This is a genomic window from Acidaminobacter hydrogenoformans DSM 2784, assembly GCF_900103005.1.
Taxonomy (GTDB): domain Bacteria; phylum Bacillota; class Clostridia; order Peptostreptococcales; family Acidaminobacteraceae; genus Acidaminobacter; species Acidaminobacter hydrogenoformans.
This window is the reverse complement of sequence record NZ_FMWL01000014.1, coordinates 66,117-88,400: the sequence shown is the minus strand read 5'-3', so window position 1 is coordinate 88,400 and position 22,284 is coordinate 66,117. Positions and strand designations below refer to the sequence as shown.

At 53.5% G+C, this 22,284-nt stretch carries 13 protein-coding genes; 12 read left to right on the top strand and 1 reads right to left on the bottom strand.

Annotated elements, in window-relative coordinates; all coding sequences use genetic code 11:
• Nucleotides 1-23 precede the first annotated feature (23 nt).
• The 7 genes from BLP63_RS12125 to BLP63_RS12095 all read left to right on the top strand — a co-directional run bounded on the left by BLP63_RS12125 (nt 24) and on the right by BLP63_RS12095 (nt 14,962).
• Nucleotides 24-3,446: a PD-(D/E)XK nuclease family protein gene (locus tag BLP63_RS12125; RefSeq protein ID WP_092591942.1), complete on the top strand. Its 3,423-nt coding sequence runs from the start codon at nt 24-26 to the stop codon at nt 3,444-3,446.
• Nucleotides 3,443-7,216 (top strand): helicase-exonuclease AddAB subunit AddA, encoded by a 3,774-nt coding sequence (addA, locus tag BLP63_RS12120; protein WP_092591940.1) that lies wholly within the window; start codon nt 3,443-3,445, stop codon nt 7,214-7,216. The genes BLP63_RS12125 and addA overlap by 4 nt, the downstream gene beginning before the upstream one ends.
• The gene (locus tag BLP63_RS12115) at nt 7,213-8,436 is read left to right on the top strand and encodes an exonuclease SbcCD subunit D (RefSeq protein WP_092591938.1); all 1,224 of its coding nucleotides are present in this window, start codon (nt 7,213-7,215) and stop codon (nt 8,434-8,436) included. The genes addA and BLP63_RS12115 overlap by 4 nt, the downstream gene beginning before the upstream one ends.
• Nucleotides 8,433-11,897, top strand: coding sequence for an AAA family ATPase (locus BLP63_RS12110; RefSeq protein WP_092591936.1), 3,465 nt, complete (start codon nt 8,433-8,435; stop codon nt 11,895-11,897). Before BLP63_RS12115 ends, BLP63_RS12110 begins: the two co-directional genes overlap by 4 nt.
• A gap of 37 nt (nt 11,898-11,934) precedes the next feature.
• On the top strand, nt 11,935-12,711 hold the full coding sequence (locus BLP63_RS12105; RefSeq protein WP_242870899.1) for a 3'(2'),5'-bisphosphate nucleotidase CysQ family protein: 777 nt from the start codon (nt 11,935-11,937) through the stop codon (nt 12,709-12,711).
• 172 nt (nt 12,712-12,883) lie between these two features.
• Entirely contained in the window at nt 12,884-13,972 is a 1,089-nt protein-coding gene (locus BLP63_RS12100) for a PfkB family carbohydrate kinase (RefSeq protein WP_092591932.1), read from the top strand.
• Nucleotides 13,973-14,041: 69 nt separating this feature from the next.
• The gene (locus BLP63_RS12095) at nt 14,042-14,962 is read left to right on the top strand and encodes a pseudouridine-5'-phosphate glycosidase (protein WP_092591930.1); all 921 of its coding nucleotides are present in this window, start codon (nt 14,042-14,044) and stop codon (nt 14,960-14,962) included.
• A gap of 229 nt (nt 14,963-15,191) precedes the next feature.
• Here BLP63_RS12095 and BLP63_RS12090 read toward each other — a convergent pair whose 3' ends face one another.
• Entirely contained in the window at nt 15,192-15,752 is a 561-nt protein-coding gene (locus BLP63_RS12090; protein ID WP_092591928.1) for an HD domain-containing protein, read from the bottom strand.
• A 127-nt stretch (nt 15,753-15,879) separates the two neighbouring features.
• Here BLP63_RS12090 and tkt point away from each other — a divergent pair, with 127 nt between their 5' ends.
• From tkt to BLP63_RS12065, 5 genes are all read left to right on the top strand, one after another.
• On the top strand, nt 15,880-17,871 hold the full coding sequence (gene tkt, locus BLP63_RS12085) for a transketolase (protein ID WP_092591926.1): 1,992 nt from the start codon (nt 15,880-15,882) through the stop codon (nt 17,869-17,871).
• A 114-nt stretch (nt 17,872-17,985) separates the two neighbouring features.
• Nucleotides 17,986-18,348: a CidA/LrgA family protein gene (locus BLP63_RS12080; RefSeq protein ID WP_092591924.1), complete on the top strand. Its 363-nt coding sequence runs from the start codon at nt 17,986-17,988 to the stop codon at nt 18,346-18,348.
• On the top strand, nt 18,345-19,049 hold the full coding sequence (locus BLP63_RS12075) for an LrgB family protein (protein WP_092591922.1): 705 nt from the start codon (nt 18,345-18,347) through the stop codon (nt 19,047-19,049). Before BLP63_RS12080 ends, BLP63_RS12075 begins: the two co-directional genes overlap by 4 nt.
• A gap of 374 nt (nt 19,050-19,423) precedes the next feature.
• The gene (locus tag BLP63_RS12070; protein ID WP_092591920.1) at nt 19,424-21,532 is read left to right on the top strand and encodes a ribonucleoside triphosphate reductase; all 2,109 of its coding nucleotides are present in this window, start codon (nt 19,424-19,426) and stop codon (nt 21,530-21,532) included.
• Complete coding sequence (locus BLP63_RS12065; protein WP_092591918.1) at nt 21,532-22,245, top strand: anaerobic ribonucleoside-triphosphate reductase activating protein; 714 nt, start codon at nt 21,532-21,534, stop codon at nt 22,243-22,245. Before BLP63_RS12070 ends, BLP63_RS12065 begins: the two co-directional genes overlap by 1 nt.
• Nucleotides 22,246-22,284 lie beyond the last annotated feature (39 nt).

The following is a 22,284-nucleotide window of genomic DNA, read 5'->3' as shown; positions in this document are numbered from 1 at the left end:
CTGGCAAAAGTGGGGTGCATCAAGTGATTCAAGTTGTGACGGGCCGCTCAGGAAGCGGAAAAACAAAGCGCATTTATGACTTTCTCGCCCGGCAGGAGCGCAGCCCCAAGGCGGCTGAGGGCAGCCTTTGGCTGATCGTTCCGGAGCAATTTACGCTTCAGGCAGAGCGGGAGCTGGTCGGCTTTCACAATCTGGAAGGACTCCTCAACGTTCAGGTGCTCAGCTTCAGAAAATTGGTGGATAAAGTGCTCGAGTCCACTGAAGCTAGTCAGCAGCAGTATTTGGACGAGCTTGGACGGCACATGCTCCTCAAGAGAATCCTCCTGGAGTCCGCAGACAGTCTCAAGGCGTATCAGACCGCCCACCGGAAAACCGGGTTTATCTCCATGATGGGTGATTTTATAGCAGAGCTCAAGCGCTCCGGTATTGGGCCTGAAAAGCTTAAAAGCGCCGGGGAAGGACTGCCCAAGCTCACTGCGGCAAAAATTAACGATATTGCGCTCGTCTACGAGCGCTTTGAGGCCCTCAAATCCGAAGCGCTCATGGATGAGGAGGACCGCTATGACCTGGCAGCCAGCCGGCTGCACGCCCTGGCGGGAATGAAGGGCGCGACCCTGTGCATTGATGGTTTTTCCGGCTTCACAGGTCAGGAGTTCAAACTGATCGAAAGCCTCGCCAGAGTCTGCAAGTCCGTCAAGGTGGCGCTGACACTTGACCCGGGACATTTGACTCAGACTGGCATTTTTTTGGCGACGGCTGAAACCTACAGACGTCTCGAAGCGATTGCTGAGGAGACCGGCTGCGGCTTTTCCGCTGAAACTATGTCATCCGCTGAAGAGCCTACGAATGCTCTGGAGCATATAGAAAAAGCCCTTTTTGAATATCCTCAGGTCATCTATGAGGGCACCGCAGAGGGCGTCGCGCTCATGACTTTTGACACGACCTGGGACGAAGCGGAATATGTCGCCCTCGAAATTGGCCGTCTGGTCGTTGAAAAGGGCTATCGCTATCAGGATATCGCCGTTGTCAGCAATGCGCCGGATATCTATGACGACCTGTTGGCCCGCGTTTTCGAGCAGTACAAGATTCCCTCGTTTCACGACAAACGCCGTGATATAGTAGGGAATCCCCTCGCCAGGCTGATCCTCGCTATGCTGGAAGCTTACCAGAAGGATTTTCCTGCGGCACCGCTTTTTAAAGCGGTCAAAACCGGTCTCACAGAGATCGACCGAGACGCGTGGGAAAAATTAGAAATTTATGCCTTGGAGAATGGCATCAGAGGCAAACGCTGGAAGCAGCCGGTGGAGGACGAGACCCTTGAACCGCTCAGGGAAGCGCTCGCCAGCGTTATAGAGCAGTTTGAGGCCGCCTTCAAAGCCTTGGACACAGCTGCGGGCTATAGTGAGTCACTTTACCGCTGGCTCACGACGGCTGGCATCCGTGAGCGCTATGAGGCCCTCACTCAGGAAATAAGGCTCCAAAATGGGTTTGAAGCCGCGTTTGAGACCATTCAGGGCTGGAACATGATCTCTGACCTACTGGACCAGATCGTGTCCGTCTCGCCGGAGACAAGCCTGAAGCTGAGCGATTACCGGGCAATCCTTGAAGCCGGCTTTGCGGCCTATGAAACAGGCATGCTGCCTCAGGACTTCAATACCGTCCTTATTGGAAAAATAGAGCATTCCCGCAGCCATCCCATCAAAGCTTTGTTTCTCGTAGGCGCGGCAGATGGCATCCTGCCTTCGAACCGGGACGGCAGCGGCCTCCTGACGGACGACGAAAAGCTCAGCCTCCGGGCTGCGCAGCTGGAGCTTAAGTCCGTCAGTGATTACCTTTCCATGAATGAAGCCTTTTCCATTTATCTTGCAATGGCGAAGCCCACAAGTGCCCTGTATATCAGCTGTGCCTTCGCGGATGGCATGGGGAAAAGCATGCGGCCGACGTATTTGCTCGATCAGCTGCAGACGCTGATCCCGGATCTCAAGCTCCGCCATGTGCGCCTGGATGAGCTTGCGCCCTCTGCCAGGGCGTCCAATTACGACGCCGTCATTGCACCCATTACACGCCAGCTGCGGGCTTGGCTGGATGGCAGGCAGTCCCAGCCCGCCCTCGAATGGGCGGCCATGCTCAATCACTTCGAATCGAAGCCGGACTTTGAGGCCAGGGCCCGGCGACTTAAAAGGGCTTTTCACCACAACAATCGGCCAAAGCCCCTCTCCAGGGCCTCTACAGAGGCTCTCTTTGGCATGCCCCTCACAACCAGCGTCTCCAGGCTGGAACGTTTTGCCGCCTGCCCCTTCAAGCATTTTGTCGACTTTGGACTCAGGCCGGTGAGGGTGGTTCCTTACGAAGTGGATTTGCCAGAAGTGGGACGGCTGTTCCATAGCGCGGTTGAGACTTTTGCGCTCCGCGCTTTTGCCGATGGTTCCGAGGCCTCACTCATGTCCCAGGAGGCCGTCGCAGCGCTGATGGACCAAATCGTGGACGAAAATGTCGCGGGTTACAGCAGGACCGTGTTCGCCAATTCCGAGCGCAATCGTTATGTTTTGAGGCGTGTCAAGCGAACGAGTACCAGGGCCGCTATGACAATCCTCGACCATTTAAACCACAGCCACTTCAAGCCAAGGGCCTTCGAACTCGCGTTTTCAGCAAACCGGCCGGACAGCCTGCCGCCCATTCTGATCGAGCTGGCAGATGGCCAGAGAATCTTGCTGGAGGGCCGGATTGACCGGATCGACGTATGCGAAACGGAGGAGGGCATGGCGTTCGTTCAGATTGTGGACTACAAATCCGGCTCGGAAACGCTGGACCTTTCGAAAATACATCATGGTCTGCAGCTTCAACTTGTTGCCTACATGGACGCGGTCCTGAGCGACCCTGCGCTTTTGACCACCCTGCCGGAGGTGGCGCCAGGCGGTCTCTTTTATTTCAAAATTGATGACCCCATGGTCGACCTGGAGAGCGTGCGGGAGGAGGACGTTGAGCGTGAGCTGCTTAAAAAGCTCAAGCTTAATGGCCTCGTCATTGGCGGGCTTGAGATGGCAAGGCGTCTGGATACGACGCTTGACGATGAGTCGAAGTCGCTGCGCATTCCCTTTGAGCTGAAGCGCGATGGAACCCCCACCGCCGGCTCCGGCGTCCTTGAGTCGTCGACTTTTGAAAGCCTCCGCAGATTTGTGAGGCATAAGATCGCGGCCTTGGGAGAGGACATCCTTAAGGGTGAAATTGATGTAGCGCCGTATCGCTTCGGCACAAGGACGGCCTGTGATTATTGTGATTTGATGGGCATTTGTCAGTTTGACCTGACTTATGGCGGCAATCGTTACAGAAATTTGAAGAAGCTGAAGGGAACGACTTGGATCGAAACCTGCGGGGGGCCGGAAGCTGACAATTTGTCAGAGCCGGGCTGCTGTGAAGAGACCGGAGATGGGGAGGGCAGCGAATGAGCCAATCAGAAAGCAATGCAAAAGTCCACGACAAAGCGGTCAATATAGAGGTCAATATAGAGAACAACAAAGACAGCAGCAAAGACAACAACAATAATGAGGTTCGCTGGACTGAAGCCCAGGACAATGCCATTCGCGCCAGAAACGCAAACCTGCTCGTTTCCGCCGCGGCAGGCTCGGGGAAGACCGCGGTTCTGGTCGAGCGTATCCTTCGGTTGATTTCAGAAGACCATATCCCCATCAAAAATATGCTGATTGTCACCTTTACAAGCGCCGCTGCAGGAGAGATGCGCACCCGGATTGTCAGGGCACTCTCCAAAAAGCTGAGAGAGCCAGGTGCTGAGGTCGAGTGGCTCAGAGCGCAGCTCGAAGGGGCAGGCAGTGCCTATATCATGACCCTGCACGCTTTCTGCAACGATTTGGTCAGAAAGCATTTCTACAAGGTCGACATGGACCCATCCTTCAGGGTTGGGGACGCGGCGCTGCTGAACGCCCTGAGGGAAGAAGCGGCCATGATGACCCTGGAGTCTGCCTATGAGGCCATGACACCGGACTTTAATGAATTTATAGAGGCTTTTTCAGGCAATCGTACAGATGAGAAAATTGAAGGCCTTCTTTGGGAGGTCCATAGCTTCATACAGTCCCAGCCGGCGCCTGAAGCCTGGCTGGTAAGTCAGACACAAGCCCTTGAAGCGGACCGCGCAGAGAACAGCCACTGGTTGAGGTCGCTTCTCAAGATGATCTCAGAGGAACTTTCAGCACTTACAGAGTCTTATGAGGAAGCACTGGCGCTTTGCCATCACCCCTGCGGGCCTCAGGCGTACCTGCCTGCGGTGGAAGCTGACCTGGCGCTGCTCGAAGACCTCAAAGCCAGGATTGAAGAAGGCTACGCTGCTGGGTATCAAACGCTGGCAGGTGTGAAGTTTGAAAAGCTCAAGGCCGTCAGGATCCAGGAGGGCGATCAGCTCAGCGCCGAGCTTAAGACGGCTGTTCAGGAACGCAGGGACATGGTCAAAGACTACGTGAAGCGGCTGAGCAAGCACTTTTTTTCACAAGGGCCTGAAGCGCTGGATGCTTCAATAAGCAAGCTGCTGCCTGGTACGCGCGCCCTCTGTCAGCTCGTGCTGGCGCTGGAGGAAAATTACAGCGCGCTGAAAAAGGAAGCGGGCGTTATAGACTTTTATGATCTTGAGCATCTGGCGATCGAAATCTTAAAGGATTCAGAAATCGCTGAGATGAACAGGAATAAATTTGAACATATTTTCCTGGATGAATACCAGGACTCCAATCTGGTTCAGGAAACCGTGATCCGCTCGATTGCCAGGGAAGACAACGTCTTTTTGGTTGGAGACGTCAAACAGAGTATCTATAAATTCAGGCTGGCGGATCCCACGCTGTTCATGGACAAACTGAACAGCTTTTCAAGATCGCCGTCTGCAAAGGACAGAATCATTGATCTCAGCGCAAACTTCCGGTCGCGACCGGAGCTTTTGGAGCGCGTCAACGGCTTTTTCTGGAGGGTCATGAGTTTGTCCCTTGGGGAGGTCAGCTACGACGTGCACGCGCGCCTCAATCCAGGACTTATCTTTCCTCAGTTATCAATTCCGTCCCTTTCCCTGACGCTGATCGATACGGGGAAAATGCCATCTGGAGACAGTCTTGAAGCCTCAGAGGCTCAGAACGGGGCGGATGAGCTGGACGTTTCAGATCCTGAGCTGGAGGAAGCGCTGTCGTACATGAAAAATGCCGAGCTCGAGGCCCATGTTATTGCAGGCATGATCAGGGAGACACTCAAAGTCGACCTTTTTGATCCCAAGAACCAGGTCACCAGGCCACCTCGCTTCAGAGACATTGTCATCCTTATGAGATCGCCCAAAGCTGCGGCAGAAACCTATGTTCAGGTTCTGAGCCAATATGGCCTCCCTGTCCGTGCGGATGGCGTCGGTGCCAGAATTTCGTCCTTTGAGATGCAGGCCGCCTTAAGTCTTTTGAAAGTCATAGACAACAGCCGGTTGGATTTGGATCTGTTGACGGTGATGCGCTCGCCCATTGGCGGCTTCACCACGGATGAGCTGGCGCTGATCAGGCGCAAGGTCCCGGAAGGCACGTTCAGGGATGCGGCGCAAGTGGCCGCGTCTGAAGCGGAAGACCTTGGCGAAGGGGTAGGGGATCAAGGGCTCAGTGCCCGGCTTCGCAAATTTTTTTCGCGCCTTGAAGCCTGGTCGAGCTGCGCCAAGTATGAACGTATGGGCGATTTCATGTGGCGGCTGTTGATTGACACGGGACTTCTCGAATATGCCCGGGCTATGCCAGAGGGTGAGCTCCGGGCCGCCCAGCTCATGAAGCTCGTCGAACGGGCGGCGGCATATGAAGCCTCCCTGCGCGGAGATCTCCAGGGCTTTATCCATGCTATTGAAGAGAGCGACGCTTCGGAATTTGGGGCCGAAGTTCCTAAAAATATGGCGGAGGATGAGGATTTTATCCGAATTATAAGCGTCCATAAAAGCAAGGGACTGGAATTTCCAATCGTTTTCCTGGCAGACACCGGAAAAAAATTCAACATGAGGGATTCCTATGGCGACTTGCTTCTCCACAAAGACCTTGGTGTCGCTTTAAAAGAAATTGATGCTGAAAGAAGGACCTACCGGACCTCTCTGCCTCAGCTGGCCATTCAAAAGGCCATTGAGCGCGAAGCTTTGTCTGAGGAGCTGCGGATTCTCTATGTGGCTTTAACCCGGGCGGTGGACCGATTATATGTCACTGGCGCCACTAAATTTGCGGAACGCGCGCTGGCCAATTACAGCAGAGGCTGCCTCCCCTTTGCCATGGGTCAGGCAAAGTGCCCGCTGGACTGGATGGGGGCCTATGCTGTGGGCGAATCCCCTGGCGCGGCCAGCCGCTGGGACTATGAGGTCGTCAGCGCCAAGGACGTCATACGGGCGCAGACCTTTGAGCCGGATTCCAGGCGAAATCTGGATGACCTGTTGGCTGAGGCCAAAGCCATGTCTCTGGATGACGCTGTCATAAGGCGGCTGGACAGTGGACGCAGACTGGAGGGGGTTGCTGCGAATCAATTTGCCGCGCTGCCATCCAAAGTCAGCGTCACGGAGCTCAAGGCGCTGGAAAGCTTTGGCCAGAGTGGGCTGAACAGGGAGATGACCCTGGAAGTCCTCTACAAGCCGGAGCTGACAGAAGCCCCCAGGTTTGTGGCACAGGAGAGCACAGCTGCCGCTGGCGCTGCGCGGGGAAGTGCCTTTCACACCATGCTTCAGTATATGGATTTTTCAAAAATGGCAGACAAAACACCAGTAGAAAGAAGCGCCATTCTGGAAAAAGAAAAAGAGCGTCTCGTCAGCGAGGGCAGGCTTCTGAAGGAAATGGCGGAGGTCCTCAGCCTTGACGCGCTTGCAGGATTTTTCGAACACGACCTCTTTGAACGGCTTCTCAGGGCCCCAAAGGTGGAACGGGAAAGGGCCTTTGTCCTGAAAAGAGGCACCGGACCAGACTTCAGCATGATTCAAGGCATTATAGACCTCTATTTTGAGGATGAACAGGGTCTGGTCCTGGTGGACTACAAGACGGACAGGCTCTATGGGCCTGAGGCCGTCACGACCATGAGAAAGCGCTACGGCACACAGCTCAGATTATATGCTGAAGCCCTGCAGAGACTGACCGGCAGGGCGCCAGAAGCCGCCTGGCTGTACGCGGCCCATCTGAAGCAATGGATTGACATAGAGCTCACGGGGCGAGAAAAGGAGGCAACCTTTTGAGAATACTTCATACCTCTGACTGGCACCTCGGACGGCTGATTGAGACACAGCCGCGGCTGGAAGAGCAAGCTGCGTTTCTGGATACGCTCATTGAATGCGCAGAGGAAAAAGATATTGATGTGGTCCTCGTCGCCGGGGACGTTTATGATACTTACAATCCGCCCGCCAGGGCGGAGCGCCTGTTTTTCGACAAAGTCAAGGCACTTGCCGATGGTGGGCGCAGACTCATCCTCATAGTATCCGGCAACCACGATCAGCCCATCCGCTTAGGGGCCGCCGCCTCCTGGGCTTCGGAGCATGGCATTGTTTTATGCACAGATATGCAGGATGAATGGCCGGATCAGCAGATTGGACGTTTTAAAATAAGGGGCAGAGGGCCTGGTGCCTTGACCATAGCTTTGGGGGAGGACGCCCTGGACCTTGCGCTGCTTCCGTTCCCCAGCGAAAGCAGGCTGGGGGAACTGATTTCTGTCAGCGGTCAGGAAGAAGCGCTTCAGCTGACATACTCTGAGCGCGTCAAGGATCTCCTTGAGGCGCGCTGTGCACACTTTACGGAGGAAACCTTTGGGGTAGTCGTATCCCATTTGTTTGTCAGCGGCGGAGAAATCTCAGATTCTGAGAGAACCCTTCAGTGGGGCGGTGCCTACACGGTCTTTGGGGACGCGTTTCCAAAGTCTGCGAATTATGTTGCCCTTGGGCATCTTCACAAGCCTCAGTCCGTAGCAGGCTTGAAGGGCCGCGGCCGTTACAGCGGCTCACCCCTTCAGTACAGCCGCAGTGAAACCGGCTACGCCAAATCCGTAACACTGATTGACACGGGTGCAGCGGGTCCGCTTGAATTCGAAGAGGTTTTCATCCCGCTGCTCAAGCCTGTCGAGATTTGGCACGCCAAGTCCTTTGAAGCAGCTGAGGCGCTCCTGATCGAGGAGGGTAAAAGGAAAGCCTGGGTATACCTCGAGGTGGAAACCTTAAAGCCCCTGACGAATGGAGAAATCAGACGGCTTAAAACCCTTTATCCGGATTTGTTGAGCATAGAGCCCATCTTTCCAAATCAAGAGAGCAGTGCGCTTGTGGAAATCTCCCTTGAGAAAATGGACATCCACGAACTTTTCAGCCGCTACTATGAGCGGGAATATGGGGCAATGCCGGAGCCTGAGCTGATGACGCGGTTTGCCTCACTGCTTGCGGAAGAGGAAAATGAGGGGCGTGAAGGGGCATGAAACCGGTTAAACTGACTATCAGCGGCCTCAACAGCTTTGAGGCTGCCCAGACAATCGATTTTGAAGCCCTTTCCTCGAAGGGGCTCTTTGGGATCTTTGGACCAACGGGCTCAGGAAAATCAACGATTATTGACGGCATTGTCATGAGCCTTTACGGCCCGGGCAGCATGCCCAGAGGCACCAAAGATTTCATCAATACAGAATGTGATCAGGCAGAGCTGGAATTTGTTTTTCGCACTGCCGTTGAGGGCGTTGTCAGAGAAATAGAGATTCGAAGGGTTTTCCGGAGGTCTGGAGAGGGTTACAGATCCCATCAGTCTCGCTTGGTCGTCAGGTCTCTCGAGGGGGAGATCCTTCAGATTGAGGACAAGCAGGGAGAAGTCAACCACAGCATTCAAGACATTTTAGGTCTCAGTGACAGCGAGTTTTTAAAAATGGTGGTTCTGCCCCAGGGCAAATTCAGTGAGTTTATTCAGCTCGATCCAAGGGACAGGAGAAATATGCTCCAGAATCTTTTTGGTCTTGAAATCTATGGGGACAGACTGACAGAACGGCTGAAAAAAGTACTGGGAAAGCTCCAGTCCCAGCGGGATCAGCTTGAAGGACAGCTGTCTGCCTATGATGGCGTGGACCAGGCTGAGCTTGAGAAGCTTAAAGCAGCGTCCGCGCACTGGGATCAGCAGGCGTCAATCCTCGAAAAAGAAGCTCAGCGACAGAAGCTGGCGTATGATGCGCTGTCTCAGAGGCTTGAGCGCCAGAAACGCCTTCAGCTGCTCAGGGAGGCGGCAAGCCGCCATGAAGCAGCCAAGGAAACCTATCAGGAAATGAAAAATCGCCTTGAGCGACATGAAAAAGCGGAGGATGCGTCTGAAGTTGAGGGGGATTTCAGACTCAGACAGAAGCGCCTTGAGGAGAGCCGGAGTCTTCTTGAGGCAGCTGCGGCGCGTTACGCGGCCGCCAGGGAAGCTGCGGCTGAACATGCTGTGAGCTTCGCGGCACTTGAGGCGGCATTCAGGAGCCTGTCCCTGACAAAGCATGAAGCGGTTTTAGCTCAGAACAAATGGCATCAAGCAAAGGCAGTCAACCAACTGAAGACTGAGAAGGAAAAGACTATGGCCCTCGCGGCGGCGCAGCTGAAACGGCATGAAGCGGAAGTACTCAGTCTGGCGCAGCATGATCAAGCCTTGGCGACGCTGTCAGAAGAGATTAACGGACTGACGGCGTTACTGGAAGAGGATGGCCTGACCCAAGAGGCTTCAGATGCTTTTTTAACAGCACGTGACAATTGGGAAAAGTCCAAGGAAGAAAAGGCTCAGCTGGAGAGGCTGAAGACAGCCTTAGAGAGGGCTTACGAAGGCTTAGGGCAGCTTGAAAAGGAACAAGAGCTTTCTCAAGCCACGGCAGAGGCAACAGAAGAACAGCTGCGGACAGGGGTGAAAGCCTACGAAGACCTGACCGGAGAAAGGGACACTAACCTGGAGGCCCTTGAAAAGGCAAGGGTGGAGAAGCTGACCGTCAGCAAAGCGCTGGGGGATTTCAGAGCGCTTCTGACCACTCAGGAAGAAGAAACGAAGGCGCTGAAAGCCCTCGTGGAAGAGGCAGCTCAAAAGGCCCGGGTTCTGGCTTCCAAGAGGGAAGCCTACAACGCCGCACTGGCAGTGAGGCTGAGATCTACGCTGAGAGACGGGGATCCATGTCCGGTTTGTGGGCATCTTTATAGTCCGGGCGGTGAAGCTTTGCAGGGCGAAGTGGATTCGGCCTGGCTGAAAGCATTTGAGGAAGAGGATCAGGCACTGGCGGTCATGAAGCACCAGGAAAAGCAGCTTGAAGCAAGCTTGCTGAAGCGAAGGACATCCCTTGAGGCAGAGGGAAGGCACCATCTTGAAGCTGAGGACGCTCAGCTTGAACAGGCCATAGCGGGGCTGCAAAAGGCGCGGGCTGAGGCTGAGGCAAAAGCAGAGGCGATCAGAAAGGAACAGGTGTCGCTGCAAAGCTTGCTGAAAGACCAGCGGGATAAAGCGGAAAAGTCATTGACCAGGTTGGCAGCCCAGCGCCAGGAGCTGGCAGTCATGGTCTCCAGAAGGGACATGATCTTAGAGTCCCAAAGAAAGCACGAGGCGGTGGTGAAAGCCTACCTCCAAAGCTGGCATGGGTACGCCTGCGAAGATGAAATGCCGTCGGAAACAGCGTTGACAGATCTATTTGATGCTTTTGGTAAGAAAAAAGCATCAGCAGAACTGCGGCGCAAACAGCTTCAGAGTCTTCAGCAGAAGCGTGAGCGCGACAACGAAGAAAAGCTGAGACAGCTTAAAAGCGTGAGTGAAAGCAGTCTCGAAAAAGAGCGTCTAAGCAATGCGCTTAAACAGACTGAAGCTGAGCTCGTCCGTCTCAGCGCTGAGGTTGGAAATGAGACGGATGAGGCCGTGCTTGAAAGCCGGTATTTTCAGCTGAGCCGGAAAATTGAGGAGACGGAGGCCGCTTATCCAAGGGAAGAGGCGGCACAAGCCGCACTGCTCGAAGCTCAGGAGCGCTTGAAGAATGAATGGGTATCGCTGGAAGCGACTGTGAATGCGAACGCAAGGCAGCTGGAAGAGAGCAGGCAGAGATTTGAAGAAAAGTGGCGAACGGCGGGCTTCATAAGTGAAGCGGCGTGGCGGGAAGCGCTTCTTGACGCAGAGACAGTGGATAGGCTGACGAATTGGATTCGGGATTACGAGGTAGAAGGTCGGACTATTCTGGAGAAGCTGGAGGAATATCAGGATTTGTACGAAGCGTCTATGATCACTGAGGAAGAGCTCATGGCAACGTTCAAAGCTTCCGAGGATGCCCAGTTAAATTGGACTCAGGCGCTGGAGGCACGGAGCACCGCTGCGCAGGCCCTGAAAGTCATGACACAGTCTCTGCAGCAAAAGACAGGGATAGAGAAGCTGCTTTCAGAGGTGAAGCAGGAGACGGGCTATTTTGAAATCCTGCAGAAGCTGCTGCGGGGCAACCGGTTTGTGGAATTCTTAGCTATGAATCAGCTGGATTATATTTTGCAGGAAGCGTCACGGAGACTTATGGTCATGACCGCGAATCGTTATCGTTTAGAAGTGGATTCCCGGGGTAACTTTAGGATATCAGATCACCATCAAGGCGGTGTCAGCAGAGATCTCAGGTCTTTGTCCGGCGGGGAAACCTTCATGGCCTCTCTCGCGCTTGCGCTGGCTATGTCCTCCAGGCTTCAGCTCAGAGGCAAGATTCGGCTTGAAACCTTCTTGCTGGATGAAGGCTTTGGCAGTCTGGACGCGGCGCTCCTCGACGTGGTGATGCACTCCCTCGAAACGTTGATTGGTGATCAGCTCAGCGTTGGGCTTATCTCCCACGTGGAAGCCCTGAAAGCCAGGGTCCCGGTCAGGCTTGACGTTACCCCGGCAGAGCCTGGGGTAAGCGGAACAAAGGTTCAGACGGTTGTGAATTAATCATAGCGGATTATTCTTTAGGCTGGATGTGATGCAGGTGGCATATGAAGTTGAGCTAAAGGCTGCGAAGCAAGCGGCGCTGGAAGCGGGAAAGATTATTCTCGAGGTTTACTTTGAAGACGTGGAGGTCATTCTAAAGAATGACGATACACCAGTGACAAGGGCGGATTACGCAAGCAATGCCTATATTTTGGACAGGCTGATCCATGAGTTTCCCCATCATGGCTTTCTGTCTGAGGAATCGACGGATAATTTGATTCGGCTGGAAAAGGACTATTGCTGGATTATTGACCCCCTTGACGGTACAAAGGAGTTTATAAAGAAAAACGGCGAATTCACGATCAACATTGCCTTGGTAAAAGGGCATGATGTCGTGATGGGTGTCGTTTACGCGCCTGTCAAAGAAGAGCTGTACTATGCGGTTCGGGGCGAAGGGGCTTTCATGGAAAAGGATGGCGAAGTGAGCCGTATTCATGTATCGGACAGACTGGTTGACCTTTATGCCCTGAGGTCCAGATCCCATGAGACAATTCGCTACGCTGAGCTTCTCGCGAGACATTCTGAGCGGATTTTGGTGATCCACAGGATGGGGAGCGCCTATAAGGGTTGTCTGATCGCCCGGGGGGACTATGATATCTATTACAATTTCGGCCACACTATGGTGTGGGATACTGCTCCGGTAGATCTGATCGTGTCAGAGGCGGGCGGCTATTTCAGGCAGCTCGACCACACCGGTTTTTTGTATAATACGAAACGGATTAAAAATGACAAAGGCTTCCTGATTTTAAACCGGCCGGAGAACAGGCTGGAGTAGTCTGAAGCACTAAGAGGAAGAACCCGTGTTTAACAGCGGAATCTTTCTCTTTTTTTTTGCAGACATCTTGACAGATTGGGGGACAATCCCTATACTGAATATAAACAAGTGATTATTATATAAACTAATGATTATAAAAACTGGCCTATTAGCTTTGGAAAGCAGGTGAACTATGACGCAAAGAGAACAGGAAATTTATCAGCTGATTCGGGAGAATCCCATGATCTCTCAGCTTGAGATCGCGGATAAGCTGGGCATTCAGCGTTCGTCAGTGGCGGTTCATATTTCGAATCTCATTCGAAAGGGTTGGATTGCCGGGAAAGGCTACATCTTGAACACTGGGGACTACGTCGTTGTCGTAGGCGGGGCCACCATGGACTTGATGGGTTTTTCAGACCAGGCCTTTTTGGATGGCGAGTCCAACCCGGGAAGGACACATTTGTCGCCAGGCGGCGTGGGGCGCAATATCGCGGAAAATCTGGCGCGGCTGGGCATAAAGGTACAATTGATGACGGCAGTGGGGCAGGACCTCTACGGTCAGCAGCTTATGGAGCGCTGCCGGGAAGCGGGGATTGAGACACGTGCGACGCTTAGAATTCCTGGTGTGTCCACCTCATTGTATTTGGCCATGATCGAGCCGGATGGGGAAATGAAGCTGGCACTGTCCAGTATGTCGGTCATGGAGCAGTTGGATGTGGAGGCGCTGCGAAGGGAAGACGCGCTTCTCAGCGGCGCGGCCGCAATCGTTGTGGACACAAATTTGCCTGAAAAGACGCTGGCGTATTTGATCTCACAATACCATCATATCCCAATATTTGTAGATCCGGTCTCAGTGGCGAAGTCCGAGCGACTTAAGAATGCGTTGAACGGCATTGATACATTAAAGCCAAACCGCCGGGAGCTGGAGGCGCTGACAGGAATGAACGCCGGAGATCTTGAAGGCGCGAAGGCAGCCGCGAAGCTGCTCTGCCAAAAGGGTGTCAAACGCGTGGTTGTCAGCTTTGGGGCTGAAGGCGCCCTCAGTGTGACAAAGGATGATGCACGGCATTTTAAGGCGCTGCCTGTCGCGGTTGCCAATGCCACGGGCGCTGGGGACGCGTTTATGGCGGGCATAGTATACGCTTCGCTGAAGAAGTTTGAAGAGGCTGAAGCTATGGGCTGCGCTCTGGGGATGGCTGAGCTGACGCTGGAGAGCGCAGATGCCATTGCTCAAAATTTGAATGAAAGCTTGCTGATGAATCGAATGAACGCCCATCAGTAAACTTAATGAAGTGATAATAAGCTGAGAGGGCAAAAGCGCCCAAAGCTATGTTGAGAGGAGCGAATAAAATTGAAATTAATTCCTGAAATCCATCCTGAGGTGGCAGAAGCCCTTGCACTGGGACTGCCGGTTGTTGCCCTCGAGTCTACAATTATTTCACATGGTATGCCCTATCCGCAGAACGTCCAGACTGCCCTTGAGGTTGAGGAGCAGGTTCGTGAGGCGGGGGCGGTTCCAGCGACCATCGGCATCATGAAGGGAAAATTGAAAATTGGGCTGACACCTGAAGAAATTGAGGAATTTGGAAAATCAGAGGACACCGTCAAGGTATCCCGCAGGGACCTGGCAACGGTGGTAGCGAGAAAAATGAATGGGGCGACAACGGTTGCCACAACCATGATTCTGGCTGAAATGGCGGGGATCAGAGTGTTCGCCACTGGCGGCATAGGCGGGGTTCACCGTGGCGCGTCTGAGAGCTTTGACATCTCGGCGGACCTGCAGGAGCTTGGAAAGACCAACGTCGCGGTGGTGTGTGCCGGCGTTAAATCGATTTTGGATATAGGTCTGACGCTGGAATACCTGGAGACCATGGGTGTGCCTGTCCTTGGCTACAAGACGGAGGATTTCCCGGCTTTCTATACACGGACCAGCGGATATCGCGTTGACGCGGCGACGAACTCAGCGGAAGAGGTGGCAGAGATCCTCAGAACCAAGTGGTCTCTTGGGCTGGATGGCGGCGTCGTCATAGCAAACCCAATCCCGGAAGCATTCGCCATGGATGAGGACCTCATCAATGAAGCCATTGATACGGCACTGGAAGAGGCCGCGGCCCTCCATATCCGGGGGAAAGAGTCGACACCGTTCCTTCTGGCCAAAGTCAAGGCGCTGACGGATGGGCAGAGCTTGGAGTCCAATATTGCGCTGGTTCTGAACAACGCCCGGGTGGCAGCGGAGATTGCCGTAGCACTGGGGCCAATCAACGAGTTATAGTTGGCAGGCGGGAGGACGGAGAGGCCCATCCTGGCAGAGCCGTACAACTAAAAGAAAAGAACTCCGTTTAGTGGTATCGAACTAAACGGAGTTCTGTTTTGTTTTTTTGAAATTGAGGGCTTGCTTAATCATTCCTGACCGGCGCGCGTGGCATGAGGCGCGTGGTACATGGTATATGGCATAAGGTGACTGATGCCTGGTGCCTGATGCCTCGACCGGTTAGCCTGTGCTAAAACGGCGCGTCGAAGATCTCTTCAACCATGCGTTTGAGCATACGGTAATCCTCTCTGCAGAGTGGATTGGACTCCAGCTCCCCAAGGGCGAGGGTCATTTCCCTGTAGTACCAGTACTGGTCACTTTTAGGAGCGTTGAAGCTCGCCCAGACAGCTTCTTCATCCTTTTCTTCAAGGCTGCGGGCTATGCTTTTTAAGTTGCAGAGCTTGTCCGCCAGTATTATAAGCTTTGCCTCCCAATTGCCGGGCTGCCGTACTTTTTCGATCATGGCCTGTTTTCTGACGCTCCAGGCCTGGGACTTGTCGTATTCCGAACAGAAGGCCACCATTTTGGCAATGTCAGGTCCAAATGACGCGTTGATTTCGTCAATAGTCCAAATTGTATCTTCGACGACGTCGTGTAAGAGGGCAGCAATGACAACATCTTCTTCTGCGCCCCATTTTGAAACCATAAGAGAAACCTCAACGGGATGAACCGCATAGGGATCGCCGTCCAGTTTGCGGATTTGTCCCTGGTGCGCTTTCATTATAGTATGGATGGCTTCATAGAGTTTCATGGTGATCCTGCCCCCTGATAATGACGTGCAAAAAGTTTGCTACACTTTTTATTATACGCCTGTGACTGAAAGTTTCAAAGTCCCGAGATGGTGTATATATAAAAGAGATTCACTGGGAGGTGTCAAAATGTACGCAATGGATCATGAAGTCATTAAAACCATTCGTCTATTGTCGGCGGATGCAGTGGAAAAAGCAAATTCAGGCCATCCCGGACTTCCAATGGGCGCTGCGGCCATGGCTTTTGTTCTGTGGAAAGACTTTTTGAAAGGCAGCGCGACGGATCCTCATTGGGCTGACCGTGACAGATTTGTACTTTCGGCGGGACACGGGTCTGCACTGCTCTACAGTTTGCTGCATCTTTTTGGCTATGAGGTTACATTGGAGGATTTAAAGAAGTTTCGTCAAGTAGGCAGCCTGACACCTGGGCATCCTGAATTTGATGTAACGCCTGGTGTTGAAACGACCACGGGGCCGCTGGGCCAGGGCTTTGGCAATGCGGTGGGTATGGCTATTGCAGAGATGCGGCTGGCAGAGGAATTCAATACACAGGATTTTAATTTAGTGGATCACTACACCTATGTCCTGGCGGGTGACGGCGACCTGATGGAAGGCGTCAGCGCTGAGTCGGCCTCCCTGGCGGGGCACTTGAAGCTGGGCAAGCTGATCGTCCTTTATGATGACAATGGCATAACTATAGACGGCGGCACGGAAATTTCGTTTACGGAGGATGTTTTGAAGCGCTTTGAGGCGTATGGCTGGCAGGTGTCCAGGGTTGAAGACGGGAATGACCTTAAGGCGATCCACGACGCATTGCATGCGGCGAAGCTGGATACGTCGAAGCCGTCGCTGATTGCGGTCAGGACGACCATCGGCTATGGCAGTCCGAATAAGGCGGGAAAATCCGCCGCCCATGGCGCGCCTTTAGGGCCGGACGAGCTGGCCATGACCAAGGTGCACATGGAGGCGGATCCGGAAGCGTTTTTCCAGGTGTCTGAAGAGGTCTGCGCCTACATGGACGAGATCATAGACCGCCGGGAGATCGACCGCTTCATGTGGGAGGAGAAGGTTGAAGCGTATATCCTGAAATATCCTGAGAAAGCAGAGGCGTGGAAGCGCTGGTTTGATTACGAGCTGATGCAGGACAACTTTGACACTGAGGCTTTTTACAAGCGGTTTGACAAGGCGGACGCGACGCGAAGTCACGGCGGAGAGGCCATGAACGCGCTGATCGAGCTTGCGCCTAATTTCATGGGCGGTTCTGCGGACCTCAACAGCTCCACAAAGACCCTCCTGAAAGGGAAGGGTGACTTTGGCCGGATGCAGCGCGGCGGGGCCAACATCAATTTTGGTGTTCGGGAGCATGCCATGGCATCCATTCTCAACGGTATGGCCCTTCACGGCGGACTTAGGGTGTTTGGGTCAACGTTCCTGGTCTTTGCGGACTACATGAAGCCGGCACTGCGCCTGTCAGCTTTGATGGGGCTGCCGGTAGTCTATGTGTTCACCCATGACAGCATTGCCGTGGGAGAGGATGGCCCAACGCACCAGCCCATTGAGCATCTTCTGATGCTCCGGTCAATTCCAAATATGTTTGTTTATAGGCCAGCGGATGGCATTGAGACTGCCGCGAGCTGGATTGAGATTCTCAAGCGGGTGGAAGGGCCATCAGCCTTGATTCTGACACGACAAAAAGTGGGGAGCCTGGGTGTGCGGGAGATGCAGGTGGACCGGGGCGCTTATGTTGTCTTGCCGGAAATGGGCGCGCAGCCAGAGGTTATTCTGATGGCGACGGGCTCTGAGGTTGAGCTTGCCGTTGCGGCAGCCGAGAAGCTGAGGGCTGCCGGTAAGGATCCAAGAGTGGTCAGCATACCGTGTGTCGAGCAGTTCCTCGAGCAGAGCCCAGCCTACATTGAAATGATCCTGCCAAAGGCCGTGGAGAAGCGGGTGTCCATTGAAATGGGCAGAACCCTGGGCTGGGAGAGATTTGTGGGATTGAATGGCATGAGCATTGGTATAGACAGGTTTGGAGAATCCGGACCAGGAGAGGTTGTTATGGCTCATTTTGGTTTCACGCCTGAGAAGGTGTCAGACCGAATCCTGGCATATCTTGCGAAATAAGCCATAAATGAGGTATGATTATAATAAGGAACGGCTTCCACGTGATGGCGGCCGTTTCTTTATTCGTTTTATTTCGTTTTATATTGAAAGGCATGAAATTTGGAGGTGTTTTGTTTGAAGTATGTACTGCCTTTTGGACTGATCTGGCTGATGCTTGAGACAGGCAGTGTGCTTAGCCGTCTGATCGAGCCTGTCATTTTGATTCCGGGGAGCATTCTGGGTATGCTGCTGTTGTTTGTACTCCTGTTGACGGGCGTGGTCAAAATGGAATGGCTTTCTCCGGTGACCAGCGTGTTTCTGAAGCATATGAGCTTTTTTTTCATTCCCCTGGGCGTGGGACTGCTGGGGGCAGCGGATCTTATTGCGCCCATCTGGGTCGAGATGACACTGCTGCTGATTGTATCGAATCTTGCGGTTATGCTGGGTGTAGGCTGGATTGTTCAGTGGCTGGCTGGAAAAGAGAAGGTGCGCTCATGACGGTGTTTTTTGCGGCGCTTCCAATTCTCGCGCTGGTCTGGCTGGTGACGCTGGCGGCATATGGGTTTGGCTGGTGGCTGAGTGGCAGGGTTCGCATTTCTCTGCTCAATCCGTTTCTGATTGGGACTATTCTGGTGATTGCCGGAATTCTAATCTTTAAGCTCCCTTATGAGGTCTATGACAAAGCTGGCAAGTCCATCACCTGGTTTCTGGGGCCTGTGGTCGTGATGCTGGCCGTTCCGCTTTACCAGAGCCGCAAAACCTTGATGACCCATTTGGGGCCTATTTCAGCGGGGATCGCGGCAGGCATAGCCATCTCCGCCGGAACGGTCTTTGGACTCTCCAAGGTCTTTGGGCTGACGACCGAAATCATAGTCTCGCTCATGCCAAAGTCTATTACGAACCCAATGGCCTATGAAGTGACCATGATGTTTGGCGGGCTGCCGGCAGTGACTGTGGCTTCGGTGGTGATTACGGGGGTGTTTGGGGCGTCTGCGGCCAGCGCGGTGTTCAGAGTGGCCCGGATTCATAACGACACGGCCAGGGGAATTGCTCTCGGGGCCGCTTCTCATGGTGTCGGAACGGCGAAGGCCATTGAAATCAGCAGCGAAGCCGGCGCGGCGAGCGGTCTTTCCATGGGGCTGACCGGCGTGGCGACGGTGTTGCTGGCGAGCCTGATCCGGAGTCTTATGGGTGTTTAAGGATGGGGTGGATGCCGATGGTTGGGTAAAACGACCATCGGCATCTCTGTGTCAGAATTTTGGCGCGGCCCAGTCCCCAACCACACACCTGATGGGTTTTTAAAAATTTTTTTGGAAGCCCGAGACGAGATTTCCACAATTTACCCGGCCAATAATAAGGTCTCAAGGGACTTGTCCACAGGTTGAAGGCCACGTTTTAGGCTCGGCGGCATGCTTGATTTTAAGGTCTCAATTTGGTAGGATTAATTCAAAGATCGGCGATCGACGTGCTCCCGCTTTTAGAAGTGGGGGATTTTTTCGGCCAAGTCAATCTATATATAGTGTATACAATTATAAAATTATCTACATATTGTGTTGGGAGGCTTGCCAAGACCATGATGACGAGTATTGAAAAACGCAACGGGGAGATCGTATTCTTCGACCGCTCCAAAATTGAACAGGCTGTCTTTAAGGCGCTGATCGCCACACATCCCCAGAGGTCCAGGAACAGCTTGAAGAAGCTGTCAGAGGTCGTGACGGATTATGTGGTCGAGGGCATTGGTCACAAGGGATTTGAGGGCGGCGTTCCCAAGGTGGAGGAAATTCAGGATATTGTCGAAAATACACTGATGTCTATTGGTGAGCATGATACGGCCCGGACCTATATTAAATACCGCTATGAGCACAAGAAGATCCGGGAGGAGCGTCAGTCGGTCAAGGACATCCTCAATATGTTTGATGATTACATAGGCAAGAGTGACTGGATGGTCCGTGAGAACTCAAACATGAGCTACAGCCTCCAGGGGCTCAATAACCACATTATCGCCAAGGCTTCCCAGATTTTTTGGCTCCATCACGTTTATGACGAGACCATTCGAAACGCTCACGAAAACGGGGACCTGCACATCCACGATTTGGGTCTGGTATCCACTTACTGCTGCGGCTGGAGCCTCGAGGACCTGCTGCTCAGGGGCTTCGGTGGTGTGCCAGGCAAAGTTGAGTCCGGCCCGCCAAATCATTTTGAGTCGGCGCTGATGCAGGTCGTCAACTTCATTTACACCCTGCAGGGTGAAGCTGCGGGTGCTCAGGCGATCTCCAATTTTGACACTTTGCTGGCGCCTTTCGTCAGGCATGACAGCATGAGCTATGAAGATGTCTATCAGGCCATGCAGGCCTTTGTCTTCAATATGAACATAGCGACACGGGTCGGGTTCCAGACGCCATTTTTCAATATCACCATGGACAAAGAGGTGCCGTCGACCCATAAAGAGCTGCCTGTTATCATAGGTGGAAAGCACCATTTTGACAAATCTTATGGGGATTACCAGGCTGAGATGGATATGATCAATATGGCCTTTTGTGAGGTCATGATGGAGGGCGACGCCAAGGGCCGTGTCTTTACTTTCCCAATCCCAACCTACAATATCACCCGTTCCTGGGATTGGTCCAATCCGGTCACAGACAAGATTATGGAGATGACAGGCAAGTTTGGGATCCCGTATTTCAGCAATTTCGTCAACTCAGACCTCGATCCGGAGGACGTGCGCTCCATGTGCTGCCGGCTGAGGCTGGACAATACTGAGCTGCGGCGCCGGGGCGGCGGGTTGTTTGGCGCGAATCCAAAGACGGGCTCCATTGGTGTCGTCACTATCAACATGGCGAGACTGGGCTATCTTTCAAGGGATTTTGATGAGCTTTGCGAACGCCTCGAACGTCTGATGGAAATAGCGAAGTCCTCACTGGAGCTGAAGCGGGACATCCTTGAGGTCAACATGAAGCGGGGGTTGTACCCTTATTCCAGGTATTATCTCCAGGACATCTATGAGGGTCATGGTGCTTACTGGTTCAATCACTTTGCGACCATAGGGCCAAATGGTATGAATGAGTGTATTCAGAACTTTACCGGCGGCAGAGAGGACATCACGACAGAAAGCGGCAGGGCGCTTGCGGAAAAGGTTTTGGATTTCATGAATGAGGTACTGGTGCGCTTCCAGGTGGCGACGGGTCATCTCTACAATCTCGAAGCCAGCCCAGCGGAGGGCACAGCCTACAGGTTCGCCAGACTCGATACCGCGAAGTATCCGGACATTATCACAGCGGGCAAAGAGGTGCCTTATTATACGAACAGCACTCAGCTCCCGGTGGGTTATACGCCGGACCTCTTCGATGCCCTGGATCATCAGGACAGCTTGCAGACCCGTTATACAGGCGGCACTGTTTTCCATGCCTTCATACCGGAGAAGATAGACTCCAAGGAAGCGCTCAAGTCTTTGATCCATAAAGTGTCAAGCGGCTACAGACTTCCGTATTTTACCATAACGCCAACCTTTAGCATCTGCCCGACCCACAAATATCTCAGGGGCGAGCAGAAAACCTGCCCGGAATGCGGCGCGGTGACGGAAGTTTGGTCACGTGTTGTAGGGTATCACAGACCTGTTCAAAACTGGAATGACGGCAAGCAGCAGGAGTATGAGGAGCGGGTCGAGTTCGAGGTGGCTAACTGATGGAAACCCTCGAGATTGGAGGACTCATCAAGACGACATTGATTGACTTTCCTGGCGAGGTGGCCACGGTCCTCTTTACGACGGGCTGCAATTTCAATTGTCCTTACTGTCACAACAGGCCATTGATTCTGCCTGCAGCACAGACGCTGACCAAGGGGTCTGTCATGGCACACCTTGAAAAGCGCGCCGGGCTTTGCGACGGTGTGGTGATCAGCGGCGGGGAGCCAACGCTGCAGCCGGGCCTTGAAGCTGCAGTGAAGGAAATCCGGCGATTGGGTTATAAAGTGAAGCTTGATACCAACGGCACGCGGCCTGACGTGTTGGAGCGCCTGCTAAGTCGGGGGCTTCTGGATTATGTGGCCATGGACGTGAAGAGCTCTCCGGAACGTCATAAGCATGTGACGGGCGGCAGTGCCAGAGACAGGTCCGCGGTGGAACAAAGCATAGCACTTTTGATGGCATCCCCTGTGGCGCATGAGTTCAGGACAACGGTGGCATTTCCGCTGCATGACTATGAAGAAGTTAAAAAAATTGGCGAGAGCCTGCTTGGGGCCAAGCGCTGGGTTCTTCAGGCTTATAAGCCGGCGCCCGCCGTGCCAGCGCAGGCGGGGCTTCAGGCGCCGCCCATGGGGACTCTGGAAGCTTGGAAGACTCAGCTGGAGCAGGAGCTTGAGATCCCAGGACTTCAAATTGAACTGAGGACGGGCTATTAACTATGGGCTGTCAGCAATAGGGTAAAGAGCTTGGGAAGT

What these genes read in the sequence shown, in the direction of transcription:
- BLP63_RS12075 (WP_092591922.1), top strand. Translation starts at nt 18,345, where the DNA reads ATGACGGTGTTTTTTGCGGCGCTTCCAATTCTCGCGCTGGTCTGGCTG.
- tkt (WP_092591926.1), top strand. Translation starts at nt 15,880, where the DNA reads ATGTACGCAATGGATCATGAAGTCATTAAAACCATTCGTCTATTGTCG.
- BLP63_RS12090 (WP_092591928.1), bottom strand. Translation starts at nt 15,752, where the DNA reads ATGAAACTCTATGAAGCCATCCATACTATAATGAAAGCGCACCAGGGA.
- BLP63_RS12100 (WP_092591932.1), top strand. Translation starts at nt 12,884, where the DNA reads ATGACGCAAAGAGAACAGGAAATTTATCAGCTGATTCGGGAGAATCCC.
- BLP63_RS12065 (WP_092591918.1), top strand. Translation starts at nt 21,532, where the DNA reads ATGGAAACCCTCGAGATTGGAGGACTCATCAAGACGACATTGATTGAC.
- BLP63_RS12070 (WP_092591920.1), top strand. Translation starts at nt 19,424, where the DNA reads ATGATGACGAGTATTGAAAAACGCAACGGGGAGATCGTATTCTTCGAC.
- addA (WP_092591940.1), top strand. Translation starts at nt 3,443, where the DNA reads ATGAGCCAATCAGAAAGCAATGCAAAAGTCCACGACAAAGCGGTCAAT.
- BLP63_RS12110 (WP_092591936.1), top strand. Translation starts at nt 8,433, where the DNA reads ATGAAACCGGTTAAACTGACTATCAGCGGCCTCAACAGCTTTGAGGCT.